17 protein-coding genes are annotated in these 19370 nt (G+C 60.7%); 10 read left to right on the plus strand and 7 right to left on the minus strand.

From position 1 onward, the window contains the following. Positions 1 to 43 precede the first annotated feature (43 nt). From ABOK31_RS31355 to ABOK31_RS31370, 4 genes are read left to right on the plus strand one after another with little or no spacing between them, the layout of a single operon-like run. Entirely contained in the window at positions 44 to 1108 is a 1065-nt protein-coding gene (locus ABOK31_RS31355) for an ABC transporter substrate-binding protein (RefSeq protein WP_349961532.1), read from the plus strand. Between the two features lie 35 nt (positions 1109 to 1143). Further along, positions 1144 to 2139 (plus strand): iron chelate uptake ABC transporter family permease subunit, encoded by a 996-nt coding sequence (locus ABOK31_RS31360; protein ID WP_234910292.1) that lies wholly within the window; start codon positions 1144 to 1146, stop codon positions 2137 to 2139. Next, complete coding sequence (locus ABOK31_RS31365; RefSeq protein ID WP_349961533.1) at positions 2129 to 2917, plus strand: ABC transporter ATP-binding protein; 789 nt, start codon at positions 2129 to 2131, stop codon at positions 2915 to 2917. Before ABOK31_RS31360 ends, ABOK31_RS31365 begins: the two co-directional genes overlap by 11 nt. Next, positions 2914 to 3645 carry a molybdate ABC transporter substrate-binding protein gene (locus tag ABOK31_RS31370; RefSeq protein ID WP_349961535.1) on the plus strand — a complete coding sequence of 244 codons (732 nt, stop codon included), beginning with the start codon at positions 2914 to 2916 and terminating at the stop codon, positions 3643 to 3645. Before ABOK31_RS31365 ends, ABOK31_RS31370 begins: the two co-directional genes overlap by 4 nt. Positions 3646 to 3650: 5 nt before the next feature. Here ABOK31_RS31370 and ABOK31_RS31375 read toward each other — a convergent pair whose 3' ends face one another. Next, a complete protein-coding gene (locus ABOK31_RS31375; protein ID WP_349961537.1) occupies positions 3651 to 4541 on the minus strand; it encodes a LysR family transcriptional regulator in 891 nt (296 codons plus the stop codon). A 172-nt stretch (positions 4542 to 4713) separates the two neighbouring features. Between ABOK31_RS31375 and ABOK31_RS31380 the strand changes: the two genes are divergently transcribed. The 5 genes from ABOK31_RS31380 (at position 4714) to ABOK31_RS31400 (ending at position 9946) form a co-directional block, all read left to right on the plus strand. Further along, on the plus strand, positions 4714 to 5490 hold the full coding sequence (locus tag ABOK31_RS31380) for a class I SAM-dependent methyltransferase (protein WP_349961539.1): 777 nt from the start codon (positions 4714 to 4716) through the stop codon (positions 5488 to 5490). A 10-nt stretch (positions 5491 to 5500) separates the two neighbouring features. Then, positions 5501 to 6145: a pyridoxal 5'-phosphate synthase gene (locus ABOK31_RS31385; RefSeq protein ID WP_174177276.1), complete on the plus strand. Its 645-nt coding sequence runs from the start codon at positions 5501 to 5503 to the stop codon at positions 6143 to 6145. A 214-nt stretch (positions 6146 to 6359) separates the two neighbouring features. Continuing rightward, positions 6360 to 7460: a DUF2325 domain-containing protein gene (locus ABOK31_RS31390; RefSeq protein ID WP_349961541.1), complete on the plus strand. Its 1101-nt coding sequence runs from the start codon at positions 6360 to 6362 to the stop codon at positions 7458 to 7460. 152 nt (positions 7461 to 7612) lie between these two features. Then, positions 7613 to 8101, plus strand: a complete 489-nt coding sequence (msrB, locus tag ABOK31_RS31395; protein WP_349961543.1) for a peptide-methionine (R)-S-oxide reductase MsrB — start codon at positions 7613 to 7615, stop codon at positions 8099 to 8101. An 18-nt stretch (positions 8102 to 8119) separates the two neighbouring features. Next, a complete protein-coding gene (locus tag ABOK31_RS31400; RefSeq protein WP_349961544.1) occupies positions 8120 to 9946 on the plus strand; it encodes a cytochrome c biogenesis protein DipZ in 1827 nt (608 codons plus the stop codon). An 88-nt stretch (positions 9947 to 10034) separates the two neighbouring features. On the opposite strand, the gene dinB is transcribed toward ABOK31_RS31400, so the two are convergent. Next, the gene (dinB, locus tag ABOK31_RS31405; RefSeq protein ID WP_349961545.1) at positions 10035 to 11132 is read right to left on the minus strand and encodes a DNA polymerase IV; all 1098 of its coding nucleotides are present in this window, start codon (positions 11130 to 11132) and stop codon (positions 10035 to 10037) included. Between the two features lie 394 nt (positions 11133 to 11526). Here dinB and ABOK31_RS31410 point away from each other — a divergent pair, with 394 nt between their 5' ends. After that, positions 11527 to 11850 (plus strand): hypothetical protein, encoded by a 324-nt coding sequence (locus ABOK31_RS31410; RefSeq protein WP_174177293.1) that lies wholly within the window; start codon positions 11527 to 11529, stop codon positions 11848 to 11850. A gap of 41 nt (positions 11851 to 11891) precedes the next feature. Here the strand turns inward: ABOK31_RS31410 and ABOK31_RS31415 are convergent, their stop codons facing one another. The 5 genes from ABOK31_RS31415 to ABOK31_RS31435 all read right to left on the minus strand — a co-directional run bounded on the left by ABOK31_RS31415 (position 11892) and on the right by ABOK31_RS31435 (position 19266). Beyond that, entirely contained in the window at positions 11892 to 12452 is a 561-nt protein-coding gene (locus tag ABOK31_RS31415) for an N-acetyltransferase family protein (RefSeq protein ID WP_349961547.1), read from the minus strand. A gap of 124 nt (positions 12453 to 12576) precedes the next feature. Further along, positions 12577 to 14934, minus strand: coding sequence for an Orn/Lys/Arg decarboxylase N-terminal domain-containing protein (locus ABOK31_RS31420; RefSeq protein ID WP_174177297.1), 2358 nt, complete (start codon positions 14932 to 14934; stop codon positions 12577 to 12579). 166 nt (positions 14935 to 15100) lie between these two features. Further along, positions 15101 to 16453: an NCS2 family permease gene (locus ABOK31_RS31425; protein WP_350019306.1), complete on the minus strand. Its 1353-nt coding sequence runs from the start codon at positions 16451 to 16453 to the stop codon at positions 15101 to 15103. 46 nt (positions 16454 to 16499) lie between these two features. Beyond that, positions 16500 to 18278, minus strand: coding sequence for an adenine deaminase C-terminal domain-containing protein (locus ABOK31_RS31430; protein ID WP_349961548.1), 1779 nt, complete (start codon positions 18276 to 18278; stop codon positions 16500 to 16502). Beyond that, on the minus strand, positions 18268 to 19266 hold the full coding sequence (locus ABOK31_RS31435) for a LacI family DNA-binding transcriptional regulator (protein ID WP_349961549.1): 999 nt from the start codon (positions 19264 to 19266) through the stop codon (positions 18268 to 18270). The genes ABOK31_RS31430 and ABOK31_RS31435 overlap by 11 nt, the downstream gene beginning before the upstream one ends. Positions 19267 to 19370 lie beyond the last annotated feature (104 nt).

The raw sequence follows: 19370 nt of genomic DNA on the forward strand, positions 1-19370 counted from the left end.
GGAAATATAATGATAGCGGTTGGAATCCTTCCGGGAGAATTCCATGTTTCAGCTCCGCCATCTGCCTATTTTCGTTAAAATCATCATCATTTTCAGTAGTTTATTAGTTTCCGCTCCCGCCTGGGCCGACCGTGTCGTCACCGATCAGGTCGGCCGGCAGGTGCATATTCCCGATGCGGTCAACCGGGTCGTCATACTGCAGCACCAGACGCTGAACATCGCCGTTCAGCTTGATGCGATGGACAAGGTGGTCGGCGTTCTCGACGAGTGGAAGAAGCAGCTCGGCGCCAATTATGTGCGGCTTGCGCCGCAACTGCCGAATTTGCCGATGCCGGGCGGCCTGACCAAGGTGAATATCGAGGAGCTCTTGAAGCTGAAGCCGGACGTCGTGTTCGTGACCAACTATGCGCCGGCCGACATGGTGAAGCAGATCGAGGATGCCGGCCTTTCCGTCGTAGCAATCTCGTTGCTCGACGTGCCGCCGCAAGAGGCGGTCAAGCTCAACCCCTCGGTCAAGGACGAGCCGGCTGCGATCGACACGGGCTTTGCGACCGGCGTGCGCCTCATTGCCGATGTGCTCGGCCGCAAGGACCAGGGCGAGGCGATGATTGCGGCCACCAAGAAGACCCGCAAGCTCGTTGCTGATCGTCTCGCCGACACTCCGGCAGACAAGCGCGTGCCCGTCTATATGGCCAACCCGGATCTGACGACCTATGGCCGCGGCAAATATACCGGCCTGATGATGGAGCGCGCCGGCGCGCGCAACGTTGCAAGTTCGGTCAGCGGCTTCAAGCAGGTGACGATGGAGGACGTGCTGACATGGAACCCCGCCGTCATCTTCGTTCAGGAGCGCTATCCCGCCGTCGTGGATGAGATCAGGAAGGCTGCCTCCTGGCAGACGATCGACGCCGTCAAGAACGGGCGCATCTACCTGATGCCGGAATATGCCAAGGCATGGGGTTACCCGATGCCGGAAGCCATGGCGCTTGGCGAGCTCTGGATGGCGAAGGAGCTTTATCCGGAGCGGTTCAAGGATATCGATATGCAGAAGGAAGCGGACACCTATTACAAGGAATTCTACCGCACCGATTATCGCGCCGTGCAATGAGCGCGGCGGCTTCCAGCCGATACGGGCCTAGAGCGATGATCGCTACATTGGCGATCCTGCTTGTTATTATCGCTGTCGTCTCGCTCGGCGTCGGCCGCTACGACATTCCATTCCTGCGCGTCGTGGAAATCCTCTGGTCGCCGATCTCACCGCCGGCGGTGCCCGTCACAGCGACCGAGGCGAATGTCGTCTTCACGGTGCGCATGCCGCGTATCCTGCTGGCGCTGCTTGCCGGTGCCGGACTGGCGCTCTCGGGCGCGACGCTGCAGGGCGTGTTCCGTAATCCTTTGGTGGGGCCGCAGGTAATGGGCGTTTCCTCGGGAGCGGCTTTCGGCGGCACGCTTGCCATCCTCTTGAGCTTTTCACGTTATGGCCTGCTCGGCTCGGCTTTCGCATTCGGTTTGTCCGCCCTGGTCATCGTCTACGCGCTGAACGGTATTGTCGCGCGGCGCAATATCCTGGCGCTTGTCCTTGCAGGCGTCGTGGTGAGCGGCTTCTTCGGAGCGCTGGTGAGCCTCGTGCAATATCTCGCCGATACCGAAGACAAGCTTCCGGCCATGGTGTTCTGGCTGCTCGGCAGCTTTGCGACGGCCAATTGGGAAAAGTTCTGGCTGATTGCGGCACCTGTCCTGATCGGCAGCCTCCTTTTGCTGGGTCTGCGCTGGCGCATCAATCTGCTGTCGATCGGCGACGAGGATGCGCGTGCCCTCGGCGTCAATGTCGAGCCGCTGCGCTGGCTGATCCTTGTGCTGGTCTCCTGCATCGTCGCGGCGCAGGTTGCCGTCAGCGGCATCATCGGCTGGGTCGGTCTCGTCGTGCCGCATATGGCGCGTATGCTGGTCGGGCCGGATCACCGCGTAATGATGCCGGCATCTCTGCTGATCGGCGCGCTTTATTTGCTCATCATCGACACCATCGCGCGGACCGCGACCAGTTCCGAAATCCCGCTTGGCATTCTGACAGCGCTGATCGGCACGCCGGTCTTCGCTTTGGTGCTCCGGCAAACCCAGCGAGGCGTGCATGGGTTCTGATCCGATCAAGCTGCGGGTCGAAGGGGCGAGCCAATCCTATGATGACGAGCGCTGGCAGTTTCGCGATCTTCATCTTGATCTTCGCGCCGGCGAGATTACCGCTATTCTCGGGCCGAACGGTCGCGGCAAGTCTACCTTGCTGCGCGTGCTGGCTGGACTTTTGAAGCCGAGCGCCGGCAGCATCACGCTGAACCTGCAGACAGGCTTCGTGCCGCAGGAGTTTTCCGGCTCCTTTCCCTATTCCGTGCTCGATGTCGTGCTGATGGGGCGTGCCCGTCACATCGGGCTGTTCCAGACGCCGCGCAAGATCGATGTCGAAAAGGCCATGGAGGCGCTTGATCTCACCGGTATGGCCGACTACGCGCAACGCAACATCGAAGCGCTCTCCGGCGGTGAACGGCAACTGGTGCTGATCGCGCGGGCGCTGGCCGGCGAAAATGCGGTGCTGTTGCTCGATGAGCCCGCCTCCGCGCTTGATCTCAAGAACCAGGATGTTGTTTTGTCGCTGCTTGCAACCCTTGCAGATCGCCAGAGACTGGCGATTGCCTTCACCACGCATCAGCCGAACCATGCGGTCGCCATCGCCGACAAGGTGCTGCTCATGCTCGACCATGCAAGAACCATCTTCGGCGCCACCGATGATGTGATGACTGAGGATAATCTCGAAGCGCTATATGGCCTTCCGGTTCGCTCGGCGACGCTCGGCGATGGTGAACTTGCGGAGACCGCGTTCGTGCCGCTGTTCCGGCAAAGAGACCGAAAAGGAAATCGCCCGTGAGCAATGCAGTTCAAGTCTTGTCTGCCGGCAGCCTGCGTCATGCCTTTCCGGCGATCATCGGTGCCTTTGCTTATGAGTTCGGCATTGGTATTTCGCTGACGCTCGGGCCTGCGGGACTATTGCGCGAAACGATCGAGGCGGGCACCAGCTTCGATCTCTTTGCCTCTGCCAACATGGCGCATCCGCGGCGGCTTGTTTCGATGGGTCTTGCGGAAGATGCGGTCTGCTTTGCCCGCAATCGGCTCTGTGTGCTCGCGCGTGCCGAGCTTGGCCTGACAACGGAGAATTTTCTCGCGGTGCTGTCCTATCCCGCCGTGAGGATCGGCACGTCGACACCGGGCGATGATCCAGGCGGTGACTATGCTTTCGAGGTTTTCGACCGTATCGAAGCCCGGCATCCGGGAAAGGGCGAGGCGATCCAGTCCCGCTCCCGGCAATTGGTGGGCGGTCGCAATTCGCCGCCGACACCGCCAGGCAAGGGCGCTGGCTACCTGGTCACCGATGGCGTGGTCGATCTGATGATGAGCTATTCTTCGAACGCGCGTCTTCTGGCAGGTGATCCGGCTTTCAGCGTTGTTCCTGTTCCCGACGAGTTTCAACCGCTCATCGAGTACGGCATGGCGATTCGCATGGATGCGGATGTCGAAACCAGAGAGCTGCGCGACTTTTTATTGTCGCCGACCGGGCAGGAGATCTTGAACGAAGCCGGCTTTTCTCCGGTCCGCTGAGAATATCAGCTGTTCGGCGGCGCGCTCGAGCGCAGATAGACCTCGGCCTCGTCATGCAGCCATTCGCAAAAAAGTGCGGATTTCCGGTTCCGGCGGGCGCGACGGAGGGCAACATATTCGTGGCCGCTTTCCAGGAAGCCGTAGGGCGCCATCAGTCGGCCAAAGCGGATATCGTCGCTGACATAGGGCCAAGGGGCGACGCAAACGCCAAGGCCGGCGCTCGCAGCTTCGAGCATGAAGTAAAAATGCTCGTATTCGACACGAGGCCCGGTGGCGACCGATCTTTCGGAGCGGGCCAGCCAGTCGCCCCAGGCGCGCAGCCTCGTGCGCGTGTGAAGCTGAGGCAGGCCGTCGAACTCAGGCGTCGACGCCGCAAAGAGCGATGGCGCGAGCACCGCGCCCGTCTGTTCCGGAAACAGGGAAATCACATCGGCGCCGGGAGGCCATGGTGCGGTCCCAACGCGGATCGCCACATCGAAGCCGTCGCGGCTGAAATCGACGGGTTTTGACGAGGCCGACAAGCGCACTTCTATGTTGGGATATTTCGCCTGAAATCGGTAAAGGCGAGGGATGAGCCAGCGCATCGTAAAGGTGCCGGGGCAGGAGACGTCGAGCTGACCGTCTTCGGTGTCGGCCACGGCGCGCACTGACAGATCCATCTGGTCGAATGCAGTCGTGAGCCCCGTCAAAAGGGTCGCCCCGCCTTCGGTCAGTCTCAGGCGATTCTTCGGTCCTTCGAACAGAGGAACGCCGAGCACCTCCTCGAGATGCTGGATCTGCCGGCTGATGGCGCTGTGGGTCACATTGAGCTCATCGGCCGCAAGCGTCATGCGGCCGAGCCGGCCGGCCGCTTCGAAGGCGCGCAATGCGTTCAGCGAGGGAATTCGTCTAGCCATGTGCATTTTCCGAACATTAACTGTTCGAACATATCGTTTTTCTTTCGAGAAAATAACGTGTTTTTTGACGCCGAAAGAAGTGGACAGCGTATTCATCGAACAATGACGCGCCGATGCAACGGCATTTTCGCGTTCGGCGAAGCTATGTCTGACAAAACAACGGAGGTATGACGTGCAAGGCAGACATCAGGACGGCAGCGCAGGCGATGCGAACTACGGCGTGATCGGATCGGGCTATACCAACTACCGCCAGCCGGACCCTCATATCGCCGAATTCATCCGTACCGCCCTCGGCGATGCGAAAACCGTGTTGAATGTCGGCGCGGGTGCCGGCTCCTATGAGCCGGTCGATCGGCGGGTGACCGCCGTCGAGCCATCGGCCTCCATGCGCGCCCAGCGGCCGGCACATCTCCCGGTCGCGATCGACGGGACGGCCGAACATCTTCCTTTTGCCGATCGGAGTTTCGATGCGGCAATGGCGACGTTCACAGTCCATCAATGGTCGGACCTCAGCCAAGGACTTGCCGAGATGCGCCGTGTCACGCGCGGACCTGTATTGGTATTGAGCTGTGATCCGGACCTGCTCGAACGATCGTGGCTGAGCGTCTATGCGTCGGAGATGATTGCCGTCGAGGCGAGACGTTATCCGGCCATGCATACGATCGCGGCCGCCCTCGGCGGCAATGTGGAGATCAAGGCGGTGCCGATCCCGCTGAATTGTGTCGATGGCTTCGGCGAGGCCTATTATGGCAGGCCGGAACGAATGCTCGATCCCGGTGCGCGGCTTGCCAATTCGGCGTGGAGCTTTGTCGACGCCTCCGTCGGCGAGCGTTTTGCCGACGAGCTTGGCCGCGATCTCACCGACGGATCCTGGGATCGCCGTTATGGCGCCCTACGGACGCAGCCCTTCTTCGAGGGTTCGCTGCGTCTCATCATCGCAAAACCTTGAGGAGAATGCCGTGAGAGACGAATTGCGCATACTGAAGTCCCTGGCCGGGCCTTTTCCATCCTTCGAGGCGGACCTGACACCCGATAATCCGCAAGACCTGTTTTCCGACTGGCTGCGCGATGCCATCGAGGCTGATATCAAGGAGCCTCATGCCATGGTGCTTTCCACGATCGACGAGGATGGCGTGCCGGATGCCCGCGTTCTTATCCTGAAGAACCTCGACCAGCGTGGCTGGCACTTCGCAACGACGGGCAAGGGGCCGAAGGGCCGGCAGATTGCCGCCAATCCCTCCGTGGCGCTCACCTTCTATTGGCCGCAGCTCGGGCGGCAGGTGCGGCTGCGCGGCATGGCGTTTCAGGCCGAGGCGCATGAGCGGTATGCCGATTTCCGTGCGCGTGCATCAGGCGCCAAGGCCATCGCCCTGACCGAGCGTCAAAGCGAGGTTCTCGGCTCGTCCCAGGAGCTCGACGACGCATTGAAGGTGCAGCATCGGCGATTGCAGGACGAACCCGATCTTGTCGCAGCCGGCTGGGCGCTTTTCATCGTCATGCCGCACGAGGTCGAATTCTGGCAGGGAGACGCCGAGCGCCGTCACCATCGTTTGCGATATCGGCGTGAAAAGACAGGCTGGTTGAAGGAGCGACTCTGGCCGTGATGCCTCGTGCTTTGATGACTGGGCTTGCCTGATGGGGAAAGACGCACTAGCGTAATATTCGAAGAAATATAACGCTAGTGCTCACATGTCGGTTCTTCTCAATCACAAACGGCCCTTTGCGCTTCCGATCGTCGAACGACGCCCGGACGATCGACCGACTCTTTCGTCGGCATCTGTCAGGACCCAGCGGCTGAAAACCTGGGAACTCCCGTCGATGTTCCATTGTTCGATTGTCGGCACATGCCTGACGACGACGGAGCTGCGGCAGATGCTGGCGAAAGCAGGTGATATCGATACGAAGACGGCGACCGACCATGTCTTGCATAGCCGCGGTGTCCGGGCAGCCGGCCAGCGTGACATTGCCGCCAAGCTTCTGAACAAGGCGCTCGATCGTCGTCACGAACGCATTCTCAAGCAGTTTTCAAAGCTTTCGACCCCGGCGGAGATCAAGGCTCAGTGGGACAAGGCCGTCGATGACGGCGATATATCGGGAGCCTATTGGGCCGTCATGAGCCATCCTGCCAGCGATCGTCCGCTGATGAACGATATTTTTGGCGAAGTGCATATGCTGTCGCATCTCGTCGGCAGCTCCAGCCGTCTTGATCTGGCACGTTTGCGTAAGCTGCAACTGGATGTCGAGGCGAGAGACGAGAAGATCGACCGCCAGGAGGCCCGTCTCCAGGCGGCAGCTCAAGACAATGTCATCCTGCAAAAGCGCATAGAAGAACTGGAGCAAAGCCTGCGGCGCGCGCAGGCGGCTGTCGGCGATCCCGTTTCCGCAGGCGCGGGGCAACGTCAGGAGGCAAGGCTTTCGGAGAAGCTGCAGGCAGCCGGGGAGCGCGCCGAGGGATACGAGAAACGTCTTGCATCTTCCGAGGCGAAGCTTGTCGAAGCCCGGTTGCAAGTGTCCGTCCTTCTCGAAGAGAATCAAATATTGAAGCATGAGTTGGATCTGCTCGAGGCGGCCATTGCGCCGGACGCTCATCCTGCCGCTGCGACAGATACGGATGGGTATGAGACGCTGCTTTATGTCGGCGGCCGCCCGAGCCTGTTCGATCGCTTGCGGAAACTCGCCGAAAGCAGGAACATAGAGCTGCTGTTTCATGATGGTGGCGTCGAGGACAATCTTTCCCTGTTGCCGGCCCTGGTCGGGAGGGCATCATCGGCGGTTTTTCCGGTTGATTGCATCAGCCATTCGGCCTCCGACATGGTGAAGCGGCTTTGCCGCGACAGCGACAAGACGTATCTGCCGCTTCGCTCGGCAAGCCTGGCGAGTTTCGCCGCTGTGATTGCTGCGCCCCTGGCGGCTGAATGAAGACCGTTCACGTTTCGGTGTTCTCACCAGCATGTGTGTAACAAGACGGCCCTCTCTTCCGTAATCCATGGTGACGGGGCGCCCCGTCGCCGAAGCAATATCAGGCCGGATGTCCTGTGAGCTCGGCTTGTCCGCTGAAGGAGAACGGTGCGATGCTGAACAGACGACGAGTGCTTCTGGCAACGGTTCTTGGTGCCATCGGCCTGCGATTGGGCTACGGCTCTGCTGCAGCCAAAACCTCCATGAATTTCCCCGTTTCGCATACGGATCAGGAATGGCGGAAGATTTTGACGGCGGACCAATATGCCGTCCTCAGGGAAGAGGGAACCGAGCGTCCCTTCACCAGCCCGCTACTGAACGAGCACGGCAAGGGGAATTTCGCCTGCGCCGGCTGCAATCAGGATGCGTTTTCCTCGGCCACGAAATTCGACAGCGGCACCGGCTGGCCAAGCTTCTGGGCGCCGCTCGACACCGCCGTGGCAACGTCGCGCGATACCTCCTTCGGCATGGCGCGCGACGAAGTACATTGTACTCGCTGCGGCGGCCATCTCGGGCATGTCTTCAACGATGGGCCGAAGCCGACTGGGCTGCGCTACTGCATGAACGGCGTCGCCATGACATTCCATAGGGCTGCTGCCTGAACGATCAGAGACCGAACGATGCTTCTGTTTATTCTTGCCTATCTCGGCGGCGTTCTGACGATCGTCAGCCCCTGCATTCTGCCCGTCCTGCCATTCGTCTTTGCGCGGGCGGGCCAGCCTTTTCTGCGCAGCACGTTGCCGCTGCTGGTCGGCATGGCGGCGACCTTTGCCGCCGTCGCGACACTTGCCGCCTTCGGCGGCGGCTGGGCTGTGACAGCCAACGAATATGGACGTTATGCGGCCATGGCGCTGCTTGCGGTTTTCGGCATCATCCTTCTCTTTCCGTCGCTTTCGGATCGTTTGACGCGGCCTCTCGTCTCGCTTGGCGCACGGTTGTCGCAATCGGCCGATCACGCCAGCCGCAGCGGAGGATCGACGATTGCTGCATCGCTGCTGCTGGGCGTCGCGACGGGTCTGCTCTGGGCGCCCTGCGCTGGCCCCGTGCTTGGCCTCATCCTGACGGGAGCTGCGCTACAGGGCGCGAGTGTGGGTACGACATTGCTTCTGCTTGCCTACGCGCTGGGTGCTGCCACATCGCTTGCACTTGCGCTTCTGATCGGTGGCCGGGTCTATCAGGCGATGAAGCAATCGCTCGGGATCGGCGAGTGGCTGCGCCGCGGTGTCGGTGTCGCGGTTCTGATTGCCGTCGTTGCAATTGCCATGGGGCTCGATACCGGCCTGTTGACGCAGGCGTCGCTTGCAAGCACCGCATCGCTTGAACAGAATCTTGTCGACCGTTTCCATGCCCAGGATCCGAACAAACCCTCATCTGTCATCATGAAGAGCGATGGCGGCGCGATGATGAGTGCAAAGCCGGATGGAGCAGCTGGCGGCGGTTCCATGACGATGGCCATGGCGCAAAAGCCTGCTGCCGCACAGCTGCCGGTCGAAGGCTCCGTTCCCTCGCTCGACGGCGCAGTGCAATGGCTGAATTCGCAGCCGTTGACGGCGGCCGGCCTGAAGGGCAAGGTCGTGCTCGTCGACTTCTGGACCTATTCCTGCATCAATTGCCTGCGTGCCATTCCCTATGTCGAGGCATGGGCGCAGAAGTATAAAGATCAGGGCCTTGTCGTCATCGGCGTGCATGCACCCGAATTCGCCTTTGAGAAGAACGTCGACAATGTGAAGAAGGCGATCGCAGATCTCGGCATTACCTATCCCGTTGCGATCGACAACAATTATGCGATCTGGCGCGCCTTCGACAACGAATATTGGCCCGCACACTACTTCATCGACGCGCAGGGGCAGATACGCCACCATCACTTTGGCGAAGGCGATTACGATCAGTCCGAAAGGGTGATCCAGCAGCTTCTTGCTGAAGCCGGCAAGAGCAATGTCGCGGGCGATATCGTGAACGTAAAGGCGACAGGTGCGGAGGCCGCCTCCAACGAGGCCGATGTGCAATCGCCGGAAACCTATGTCGGCTATCTGCGTTCGCAGAATTTCGTCGATGATGCCGGTGCCGTAAACGACTCCGCTCACGACTACGTCGCGGGGATGCCGAAACTCAACGAGTGGGGTCTTGCCGGCAACTGGACCGTCGGCCCGCAGGAGGCGACTTCGAACAGCGCCGATAGCCGGCTCTATTATCGTTTTCATGCGCGCGATCTGCATCTGGTGCTAGGGCCATCGATGGATGGCAAGCCGGTGCGCTTCCAAGTTACCGTCGATGGCAAGCCGCCGGGCGACAGCCACGGGGTCGATACCGACGCGAACGGCAATGGCGTGGTGGCGGGGCAAAGGCTCTACCAGCTCGTCCGCGAAAGCGGCCCGATATCGGATCATACCTTCGAGATCAAATTCCTCGATCCCGGCGCCCAGGCCTATGCCTTCACTTTCGGCTAAGGAAACGGTCCAGCTTTCGTCGCTCGCCCCTTCGGTCGCTCAGGGCAAAGAGATTAGGCCGTGATCGATAGGAGGCAGGTCGGCCCCTTCAAATGCCGAGATCGAGCTGAGGCTGTGATCTCCTATCGTCGTCCTCTTCGTTCGTCAGAGACGAAAGCGTGACGCCAAGCAGCCGGATTGGCCTTGTAAACGGGTGGACCGTTGCCAGAAGCGCCGACGCTATATCGAGAACCGCGCCGACGTCGGAGACCGGAGAGGAGCTTGTCCGACTGCGTGTCGCCTGGGTGAAGTCCGAATATTTGATCTTCACGGTCACCGTCTTGGCGCTGATGCCGCCTGTTTCGCAGTAGCGCCAGACCTTTTCCGCAAGAGGCCGCAGTTCCGCCGTTGCCGCCTCGAGATCGTCGATATCCTCGGCGAACGTATCCTCTGCGCCAATGGATTTGCGTACCCGGTCGGGCTTCACCTGGCGCTCGTCGATGCCGCGGGCGATGCCGTAGAAATAAGGGCCAGCCTTTCCGAAATGCTCCTGCAGGAAGGCGAGGGACTTCGATTTCAGATCAAGCCCGGTTTCGATTCCGTATTTGCGCATGCGTTCGGCTGTCGCCGGCCCGACGCCATGGAATTTCTTGACGGGAAGTGTCTCGACGAAGGCCGACCCATGTTTCGGCGTGATCACTGCCTGGCCGTTGGGCTTGTTCAGGTCGCTTGCCATCTTGGCGAGGAACTTGTTGTAGGAAATGCCGGCCGAGGCATTGAGCCCGGTGACCTGCTTGATCCTCGTTCGGATCTCCAGCGCGATCTCGGTGGCGATTTCCATGCCCTTGAGGTTCTGGGTAACGTCGAGATAGGCTTCGTCAAGCGACAGCGGCTCAATCATCGAAGTATACTCGGCAAAAATCTCGCGGATCTGCTGCGACACCGTCCTGTAGACGTCGAAGCGCGGCGGCACGAAAATCAGGTCCGGGCATTTCCGTTTGGCCGTGACCGACGGCATAGCCGAGTGAACGCCGAAGGCGCGGGCCTCGTAGCTGGCGGCCGCCACCACGCCGCGCGCCGCAGACCCTCCGACCGCAAGCGGCTTGCCGCGCAGTTCGGGATTGTCTCGCTGTTCTACCGACGCATAAAACGCATCCATATCCACATGGATGATCTTTCTGACGGGGCTTGAGCTCGTATCGTTCATGGCGGTCTCGATCATTACACTGCAGCTTCAGCACGGGCCTTCAATTGCGGGACCTGAAACAAATGCAGAACATATCATCCTCGATGACGATATCAAACCGGCTCCGTTGCCCTGTTCGGCGAAGCCGGGAGAAATCGCTCCATGCCGGCCATGCCAGCTATGCCGCAGACGCCACCTTGAGATGCGGTCGAGGCTTCCTATCTTTTGTCGGTCCCCCAATACGGAGCCTCATGATGGGCCAAATCGCATTCGATCCACTTTCCGACCTGCATATGGAGATCCTTCCACCCGAGCGAGATGAGGAATCTCGAGCGAACGGCACTGCGTGCCTCTGCTGTCGAAAGGTGCGATCGGCAAGGAAGATGGATGAAGACGGCTGCGGCATATGTGACGAATGCCTGGCGCCATGACGAGCAGCGCACCGCAATTGCCGCCCGACGACCTGTCTGAGTTCGAACACGGGCTTGCGGCGCTGCCCGGCGGCTACATGGAGGGGCATTTTCAGGATCAGCCTTGGGGTGTGACCATCAAACGGTCGGCGGATGGGAAGCGGATCTGGCTCTATGGTGAAGAGCTTGGCGGGACCGACGTCGTCAGCTTCAATCTCTATGTGCTCTCCGGAGCAAGCCTCACCCTCAAGCCTTGCGAAATGTCCTCATCGAAGGTCGTGGATTTCGTGCTGGGTTTCAGGCTCGCTCCAACGCTGCGTCCGGCGTAAGCGCGGACGCTTTGCAGTGGCGGGTAACCCCCCGCGCTGCTTCAGCGCGTGGAAAGCGGCGGCGGCGGCGGTTGCGTCGTTGCGCCGGGACCGAGGGAGCGCTGGACCATCACGGTATCGGCCCAGCGGCCGTAACGATAGGCAACGGCCGGCAGAAGGCCGACGCGGACGAAGCCGAACCGTTCGTGCAAGGCGAGAGAGGCCGCGTTGTCGGCGTCGATATAGCCGATCATCTGCCGGAAGCCGGCTGCGGCACAGGCGTCGATCAGCCCGCGCATGAGCAGGCTCCCGACGCCCTGGCCGACATGGTCGTGATGCACATAGATCGAGTGCTTGACGGTGTGGCGATAGGCCGGACGTTTGCGGAACAGCACCACATAGGCGTAGCCCACGACCTTTTCGCCCTCGATCGCAACGACGTGCGGGAAGCGTTTATCCTTTAAATTCTTGCGCCGTTCGCGCAGATCGTCGGGTTGCGGCGTGTCGCTATCATCAACCCCGGCCTCGACGCCGCGGTGAATATGGCGGCGATAGATTGCCAACATGGCATCGACGTCGCTCTCCCGGGACGGGCGAACGACGATTGTTTTATCCTGCTTCATGACCAATCCGAATTTTCCAGCCTAGAGCTCTTCCGCTTTTCTTTGAGTCGCGGAAAAGCTCTAACTTATTGTTCCTTTACGCATTCCGGACGGAAAACCGCTCCGTACTTTTCCTGGAAATGCTCTATTCCGCGACGACGTAGGTATAGAGCCGGATCTTGCCGGATGCATCAATCTCGCGATAGAGCCCTTGAATCTCCACCTCGAAGCCGGGGAAGGTGTTGAAGCAGGTTTCAAACATCTTGAGATAATCGATCATCGGCTTTGCTTGCTCCGTCAGCCGCTCTCCCGGCACGATGGTCGCGATCCCCGGAGGATAGACGACGAAGGGTGTGGTTGCGATACGGCCGGCAATCTCGTCGATCGGCAGATAATCCACATCGTTGCGCACTAGGCAGCGCGCGGCATCATGCGGCGACATGGCGATCGGCGGCAGGTGATCGGCGGAGAACTGCTTGGTCTGCAGCGCGCTGACATCGGCCTGACGGAAGAACTTGTGCATTTCCATGCAGAGGTCGCGAAGCCGCACGCCGGCGTAGCGTCCCGGACGACGTCGATAGAATTCCGGAATTGCCTCCTCCAGGAGCGCGTTGTCGTCATGGAGCTTCTTGAAGGCGACCAGCCCGCTGATCAGGGTGCCGGCTTTGCTGGCCTCGACGCCAGGAGTGAGGAGGAACAGCAGTGAATTGAGGTCGTTCTTTTCCGCAACTATTCGGTTTTCGCGCAGATATTGCGCGACCACGGGTGCCGGAATGCCGTGCTCGGTGTACTTTCCGCTCGCCCGGTCGAAGCCGGGGGTGAGCAGGGTCAGCTTGTTCGGATCGGTCATGGCAAAACCAGGCTCCATTCCCGAAAAGCCATGCCATGCCGCGCCGGGCGTCAGGTGCCAGAAGGCCGGATTGGTGGCGAGCTGATCGGTGGCGATGCTCTCCCACGCAACGTCATGCACCGCGCCGGGGCTCGACACATCCGGGATCGCCACACGATCCGGCACGAAAGGCTCGAAGAACCAGCGGCGCTCGGGGCGATGCTCCTTCTCTTCGAATTCACGGCGCACGGCGCGGATCTTCTTGCGCAGCTCGATGCCGAGGCGGATCGTGTCGTCCCAGAGTACTTCGCCCGAGCGGCCCTTCATCATCTGCGCGCCGACGTCGAGCGAGGCAAACAGCGGATAGAAAGGCGAGGTCGAGGCGTGCTGCATGAAGCTTTCGTTGAAGCGCCGATGCTCCACGCGGCGCTTCTGGCCGGTGATGTGCCGGTCCTTCATGTGGATCTGCGAGGCCTGCGAGAAGCTTGCCAGCTGCTTATGGGTGGATTGCGTGGCGATAATGCCAGGCGCATCCGGACCGAGGTCCGAAAGACCCATGGCAAAGCGCCCGGCATAAAGCGGGTGAAACTTCATGAAGCCCGCCCACGCCTCGTCGAAGAGGATGTAGTCGCACAGATGTCCGATGCGCTTGAGGATCATTTCGGCATTGTGGATCGTGCCGTCATACGTGCACTGCTCGACTACGGCGACACGGAACGGACGAGGCTTCTTGTAGGCTTCCGGGTCTTTCACCAGCGGATGGGTGCGGATGCGCTCGCGCAGGGCGTCCTCATCCATGGTCGCGAAGTCCATGGGGCCGATCAGCCCATAGAGGTTGCGTGTGGTCGGCAGATAGATCGGAATGCCGCCCGAGATCATCAGAGCGCCGTGATGGGCGGCCTTGTGGTTGTTGCGGTCGAACAGCACGAGGTCGCCATCGGTAACGAGCGCCGAGAGCGCGACCTTGTTGGAGGTGGAGGTGCCGTTGAGAACGAAATAGGTCTTTTCGGCGCCAAAAATCTTGGCCGCTTCCTTCTGGGCGGCCAGCGCAGGTCCCTCGTGGGTCAGGAGGTCGCCGAGATCGAGCACGGAATTATCGAGGTCGTCGCGGAACACCGCTTCGCCGAGATGCTCCATGAAGACCCGGCCGATGGGGCTGCGGCTATAGAAGATGCCGCCATTGTGTCCGGGGCAAGTCCAGAGGTGGTTGCCTTCCTCGGCATAATCGACGAGCGCGCCAAAGAATGGCGTCTTCAGCGTCTCGGCATACTGCTTGAGCCGGCTAATGAGGCTTTTCGCGATGAAGGCCGGCGTCTCCTCGGAGAGGAAGACGTAGCCGTCGATGAAATCGAGCACCTCGACCGGAACATCCTCGAAGCGCTTGCGGCGGATCAGCAGGATGATCGGGAACTCGAGGCCGCGCCGGCGCATCAGATTGATGAGGGATGCCGTCTTGCCTTCCAGCCCCTTCTTGCCCCAATCGACCAACATGCAGCCGATGGCGGCATCCGTCTGTACGGCGATCTCGGCATCTTCGAGATTGCGCGCGCGCACCACCTCGAAACCGGAGCGTTCGATTTCCTCGACGATCTGATTGTAGCGGGCGCCTTCCAGATCCTCGCTGTCGAAGGCCGGCGTTGCGAACAGAAAGTTGAAACGTCTGAAATAATCCATGTCGATACCCGCTCCTGATTTGGCATGAGGTGTCGGCGTATTTCATGACATGGATGTGACAGAATAGAGGACGTCCGAAACACGGCCGACGGGCATCGCCAATCGGATCGCCGGTCCGCGGTTTCATGCTGGATGGGTAATGCTGAATCTATGGATCTGTGGCCGCTCAGTGAGCAGCCACGGTCCAGAAATAATAGGCAAGCGGGATGGCAAGAAGATACATGCCGATCGAGACCTGTTTTGCTTCTCCCGACAAGACCTTGACGATGATGTAAAACAGCAGTCCTCCAGCGATACCGGTTCCAAAACTGTTGGAGACCAGGGTCAAAAGGACCATCATTAGGGCGGAAAGACCGTCTGAGAAATTCTCCAGGTCGACGCGCTTCAGCGCGCTGAACATCGACATGCCGACGAGGATCAGAGCCGGTGCGGTGGCAGCGGCCGGGATCATCAGCGCGATCGGGGTAAAGAGCAGGGTAAGGGCAAAGAGGCCCGCCGTTGCAAGCGAAGCAAAACCGGTGCGACCGCCGGCTTCCGCGCCGGTGGCGCTCTCGACGAGCGCCGTGGCGGAGGGAATGCCGAGCAGGGGACTGATGGTGGCGGCGATCGAATCGACGAGGAACGGCTTGCCCAGATCCGCCATGTTGCCCTCTTCGTCGACCAGGCCGGCTTTGGCGCCGACGGCGAGCGTCGTGCCCAGGGTCGAGAAGAACTCGGATGCGAAGAAGGCAAAGAGATAGGGGAAATATTCTATCTTCAGCGCACCGAAGAAATCGAGCCGCAGGCCGATTTCGGAGATGCCGTGCGGCGCTCCGAAGAATGCGGCGGGCACCTTGGTGACGCCGAGCGGAATGCCGAGCAGCGTGCTGCCCAGAATGGCCCAGAGGATTGGTCCCGGCACCTTGCGCCCGCGCAGAAAGACGGCGAGGAAGATGCCGAAGACGGCAATGATCGCCTGTCCCGAGTTGAACGAGCCGAGCATGAGCGCGTGGCTCTTGGCGTTGACGTCGACGAGACCGGCATTCTTGAAGCCGAGAAGCGCGATGAACAATCCGATCGCGGCACCGAGGCCGAGCTTGATCTGGGCCGGAACCATGCGGGCGATGACCTGACGCACGCCGAGCACCGTCAGCAGCACGAAGATGACGCTCGACCAGAAGGAGATGGCAAGGCCGGTCTGCCAGGGAATGTGCTCCACCGCCGCCATCGTCGGTCCTACTAGTACCGAGCCGCCGATGCCCGGCCCAACCACGAAGGGCATATTGGCATAGAGCGCCATGAACAGGGTCGCGCCGATGATGACGAGAATGGTGGCAGTCGTTGCGGCGGCGCGGTCGATGCCACCGGCGGAAAGCAGGGAAGGGATCACGACAAGAAGATAGGCGGCCGCCAGGAAGGACGTCATGCCGGCGATGATTTCCGTCTTCGTATTGGTCCCGCGCTCGCCCATGCGGAAATAGGTCTTCCACCGCGGTTCAGACGTGTTACCCGGCTGCCCGACATTCGTATTTGAGGTCATTGCGTCTATCTCCTAAGTCGGCAAACGCGCCGTGCGGTGGGTGACCTCAGTTTCGGCTTGCAGCCAGAAGCGGTCGAATTTCCTGGGTCGTCCCATCAGTCAGTCCGAGGTCGGTAACGTGCGGGCCGGGATTGCAGGCAAGGCTTGCCCCGACGACTGCCTTGAAGGTGCGAATGGGCGGCATCCAGTCGGCGATTTCATCGGCTGCCGTGCGCAGCCTGGCGAAGTCGTTGGCCACCTCCCGTGCGGGCGCATCCGACAGTAAGCCGCAGACGGGCAGAGGCAGCACCGCGGTGACCTTACCATTGGCAGCCGTTGCCATGCCGCCGCCGGCTTCGATAACGGCATTGGCCGCCGCCGCCATATCCGTGGGGTCGCGGCCGAAGACGGTAAGGTTATGGCTGTCATGCGATATCGTCGTTGCCAGAGCACCGCGCCAATGGCCCCAGTCCTCCAGTATGCCGATGACGGGCGCCGGCTCTTTTCTGCCATGACGATGGATAACGGCCATCAGAAGCGTATTGTCAGGCAGGACGAGCTTGTCATCTTCGACCTTGACGATCGCCTCGCCCCATTTCGTGAATCGCGGGCTGACAACAGTGTTGACACGAGCCTCCGTCATGCCTGGCAGAGTGACGGTGAAGTCGGCGGCAGAAAGCTTTGTGAGCTTTACGGTGTCGCGATAGGCATCCGAGGACACGCTCTTGCTGCTTCCAATAAGGTTGCCACCTCTTGCGACCTCACGCCCCGATGCATAGACGCGGTCGACCACGATCTTTTCGAGATCGGAGAGAATGACGATATCGGCTCGGCGACCGGGTGCTACCAGCCCCAGATCATAGCGGTTCAACCACATGGCGGCGTTGAGTGTGGCGGCGCGGATGGCATCGACCGGCTTCATGCCATAGCCGACAAGGCGCCTGAGAACCGATGACATCGCTCCATCGTTCACGAGATCGTCGGGGAAGACGTCATCGGTGCAGATCGTCAATGTTTGCGGCAGATGCGGCAGCTTTTTCAATGCTTCGATCACACCCGGCAGGACATAATCATGGGAGCCGCGCAGCTCAATGGTCAGGCCTGCCCGCAATTTTGCAAGAAGGTCCTCGCCCGAGGTCAGCTCGTGATCGGATTGAATCCCAGCGGATACGAAGGCCTGCAATTCCGCGCCTTCGAGGCCGCGAGCATGGCCGCAGACACGCTTGCCGCTCGCAAGCCCGGCTTCGACGATGCCGCGCATCGGCTCGCTTCTCTCAAGGATCCCGCGCATGTTCATCACTTCGGCAACGCCGGAAATCTGCGGCCAGCTCAGCATAGTTGCCATTTCGCCTGAGCGGAATTCTGCGCCGGCAAGCTCCAGGCCAGGCGCCGAAGGCACGCAGGATGGCGCCAGGGTCAGGAAGCGCAGCGGCAATTGCCGTGTTTCCTCAAGCGCCCATCGAATGCCGTCGAGGCCGGCGACGTTGCCGATTTCATGCGGGTCCCAGCAGACCGTCGTCGTGCCCTGGGGAACGACCGTTTCGGCATATCGCCTTGGCGTCACCATCGAGCTTTCGACGTGCATATGCGTGTCGATAAATCCGGGTGCGATGAATTGTCCCGAAGCGTCGATGATCTGGTTTGCGTCCTTCCTCGTCCCGGAGGGATGAACGCTCGCAATCAAGGGGCCGACAAGGCCGATATCGGCCGACCTCGTTTCCGAGGTCGCGACATCGACGAGCGCCCCGCCGATGATAAGTACATCGAACGGCTCAAGCCCCAATGCCGCCCGCACGGCGCGATCGCGCAGCTCGGATGAATGGAGGTCATGGGGTTCATTCGGCATGTCTGCCTCCCTTGGCAAATGCGGATGGGCGCGCGGTTGACTGTCGCACGACGAGTTCCGTCGGGAATATTCCGCTGGTCCCGGTTTCCCCAGCAACGAAGGCGAGCGCATGGTTCGCCACCGCTTCCAGATCCTGCCGGACAGTGGTGAGCGGTGGAGAGACGATTTGCGCCCACATCAGATCATCGAAACCGGTGAGCGACATGTCTTCCGGGATGCTGTAGCCCCTGTCTTTGACGGCAATGGCAAAGCCGATGGCGAGAGCGTCATAGGCGGCTGCGCAGGCTGTAAAGTGCTGTAGATGAAGCTCGCGGCCGAGGGCGCTGCCGGCGTCGAAAGTTGCATCGCTATGTCGCAATGTCGGTTCGACGCCTGCTTGACGGAAAATTTCGCACATTCCCCCGACGCGCTCGTGCGCCACCAGCGAATTCTCTGGGCCGGCGAGGATAAGAAGCCGGTCATGACCGAACTCGAGCAGATGGCGGGCGATGAGACGTCCACCCTCGCGGTGATCGCTGGCGGCGACATTGCCTGTTGTGGCGGCGCTGTCGATGACGGCGACCGGCACCGTAACATCCTCGGGCATAACGGTCGTGCCGCGCGTCGGGATCACGATCAGCGCATCGACGCCGCGGGCGATCATGGTTCTGATTTCGAAATCCTGCTGCCGGGCGTCGCCTTGGCTGTCGCCGATCAGGACGGCGAGATCGCGCTGCTTTGCCGCGCGTTCGATGGCCTGGGCAAAGGCAGGAAACAGGGGTTGCCCGATGTTCGGGACCAGCAGGCCGACCGTATTGCTCCGGCCGGTGCGCAACGCGCGCGCCGTATGGTCAGGCACATAGCCGAGCCTGTCTGCTTCCAGACGAATCTGCGCCGCAAGGGCTGAAGACACCCGCCCCGTACCGCGAAGGGCATTGGAGACCGTCGCCGTGGAGACACCCAGCTTGGTTGCGATTTCGCGAATGGAAGAAGGACGTGCCTGGCTCATTCAAGAGTCCACTCTGATTTCTTTGATTAAACGATTAATCAAAGCGGTGTGCTTTTGCAAGAGTATCTTTGCAGTGCGTGGATAAAGCACGGTCTGCCGTGCTG

This window comes from Rhizobium sp. ZPR4 (genome assembly GCF_040215725.1).
Classification (GTDB): Bacteria; Pseudomonadota; Alphaproteobacteria; order Rhizobiales; family Rhizobiaceae; genus Rhizobium; species Rhizobium rhizogenes_D.

Coding starts and splice junctions, on each gene's coding strand:
- ABOK31_RS31355 (WP_349961532.1), top strand. CDS start 44: ATGTTTCAGCTCCGCCATCTGCCTATTTTCGTTAAAATCATCATCATT.
- ABOK31_RS31360 (WP_234910292.1), top strand. CDS start 1,144: ATGATCGCTACATTGGCGATCCTGCTTGTTATTATCGCTGTCGTCTCG.
- ABOK31_RS31365 (WP_349961533.1), top strand. CDS start 2,129: ATGGGTTCTGATCCGATCAAGCTGCGGGTCGAAGGGGCGAGCCAATCC.
- ABOK31_RS31375 (WP_349961537.1), bottom strand. CDS start 4,541: ATGGCTAGACGAATTCCCTCGCTGAACGCATTGCGCGCCTTCGAAGCG.
- ABOK31_RS31390 (WP_349961541.1), top strand. CDS start 6,360: ATGTTCCATTGTTCGATTGTCGGCACATGCCTGACGACGACGGAGCTG.
- msrB (WP_349961543.1), top strand. CDS start 7,613: ATGCTGAACAGACGACGAGTGCTTCTGGCAACGGTTCTTGGTGCCATC.
- ABOK31_RS31400 (WP_349961544.1), top strand. CDS start 8,120: ATGCTTCTGTTTATTCTTGCCTATCTCGGCGGCGTTCTGACGATCGTC.
- dinB (WP_349961545.1), bottom strand. CDS start 11,132: ATGAACGATACGAGCTCAAGCCCCGTCAGAAAGATCATCCATGTGGAT.
- ABOK31_RS31410 (WP_174177293.1), top strand. CDS start 11,527: ATGCCTGGCGCCATGACGAGCAGCGCACCGCAATTGCCGCCCGACGAC.
- ABOK31_RS31415 (WP_349961547.1), bottom strand. CDS start 12,452: ATGAAGCAGGATAAAACAATCGTCGTTCGCCCGTCCCGGGAGAGCGAC.
- ABOK31_RS31420 (WP_174177297.1), bottom strand. CDS start 14,934: ATGGATTATTTCAGACGTTTCAACTTTCTGTTCGCAACGCCGGCCTTC.
- ABOK31_RS31425 (WP_350019306.1), bottom strand. CDS start 16,453: ATGACCTCAAATACGAATGTCGGGCAGCCGGGTAACACGTCTGAACCG.
- ABOK31_RS31430 (WP_349961548.1), bottom strand. CDS start 18,278: ATGCCGAATGAACCCCATGACCTCCATTCATCCGAGCTGCGCGATCGC.
- ABOK31_RS31435 (WP_349961549.1), bottom strand. CDS start 19,266: ATGAGCCAGGCACGTCCTTCTTCCATTCGCGAAATCGCAACCAAGCTG.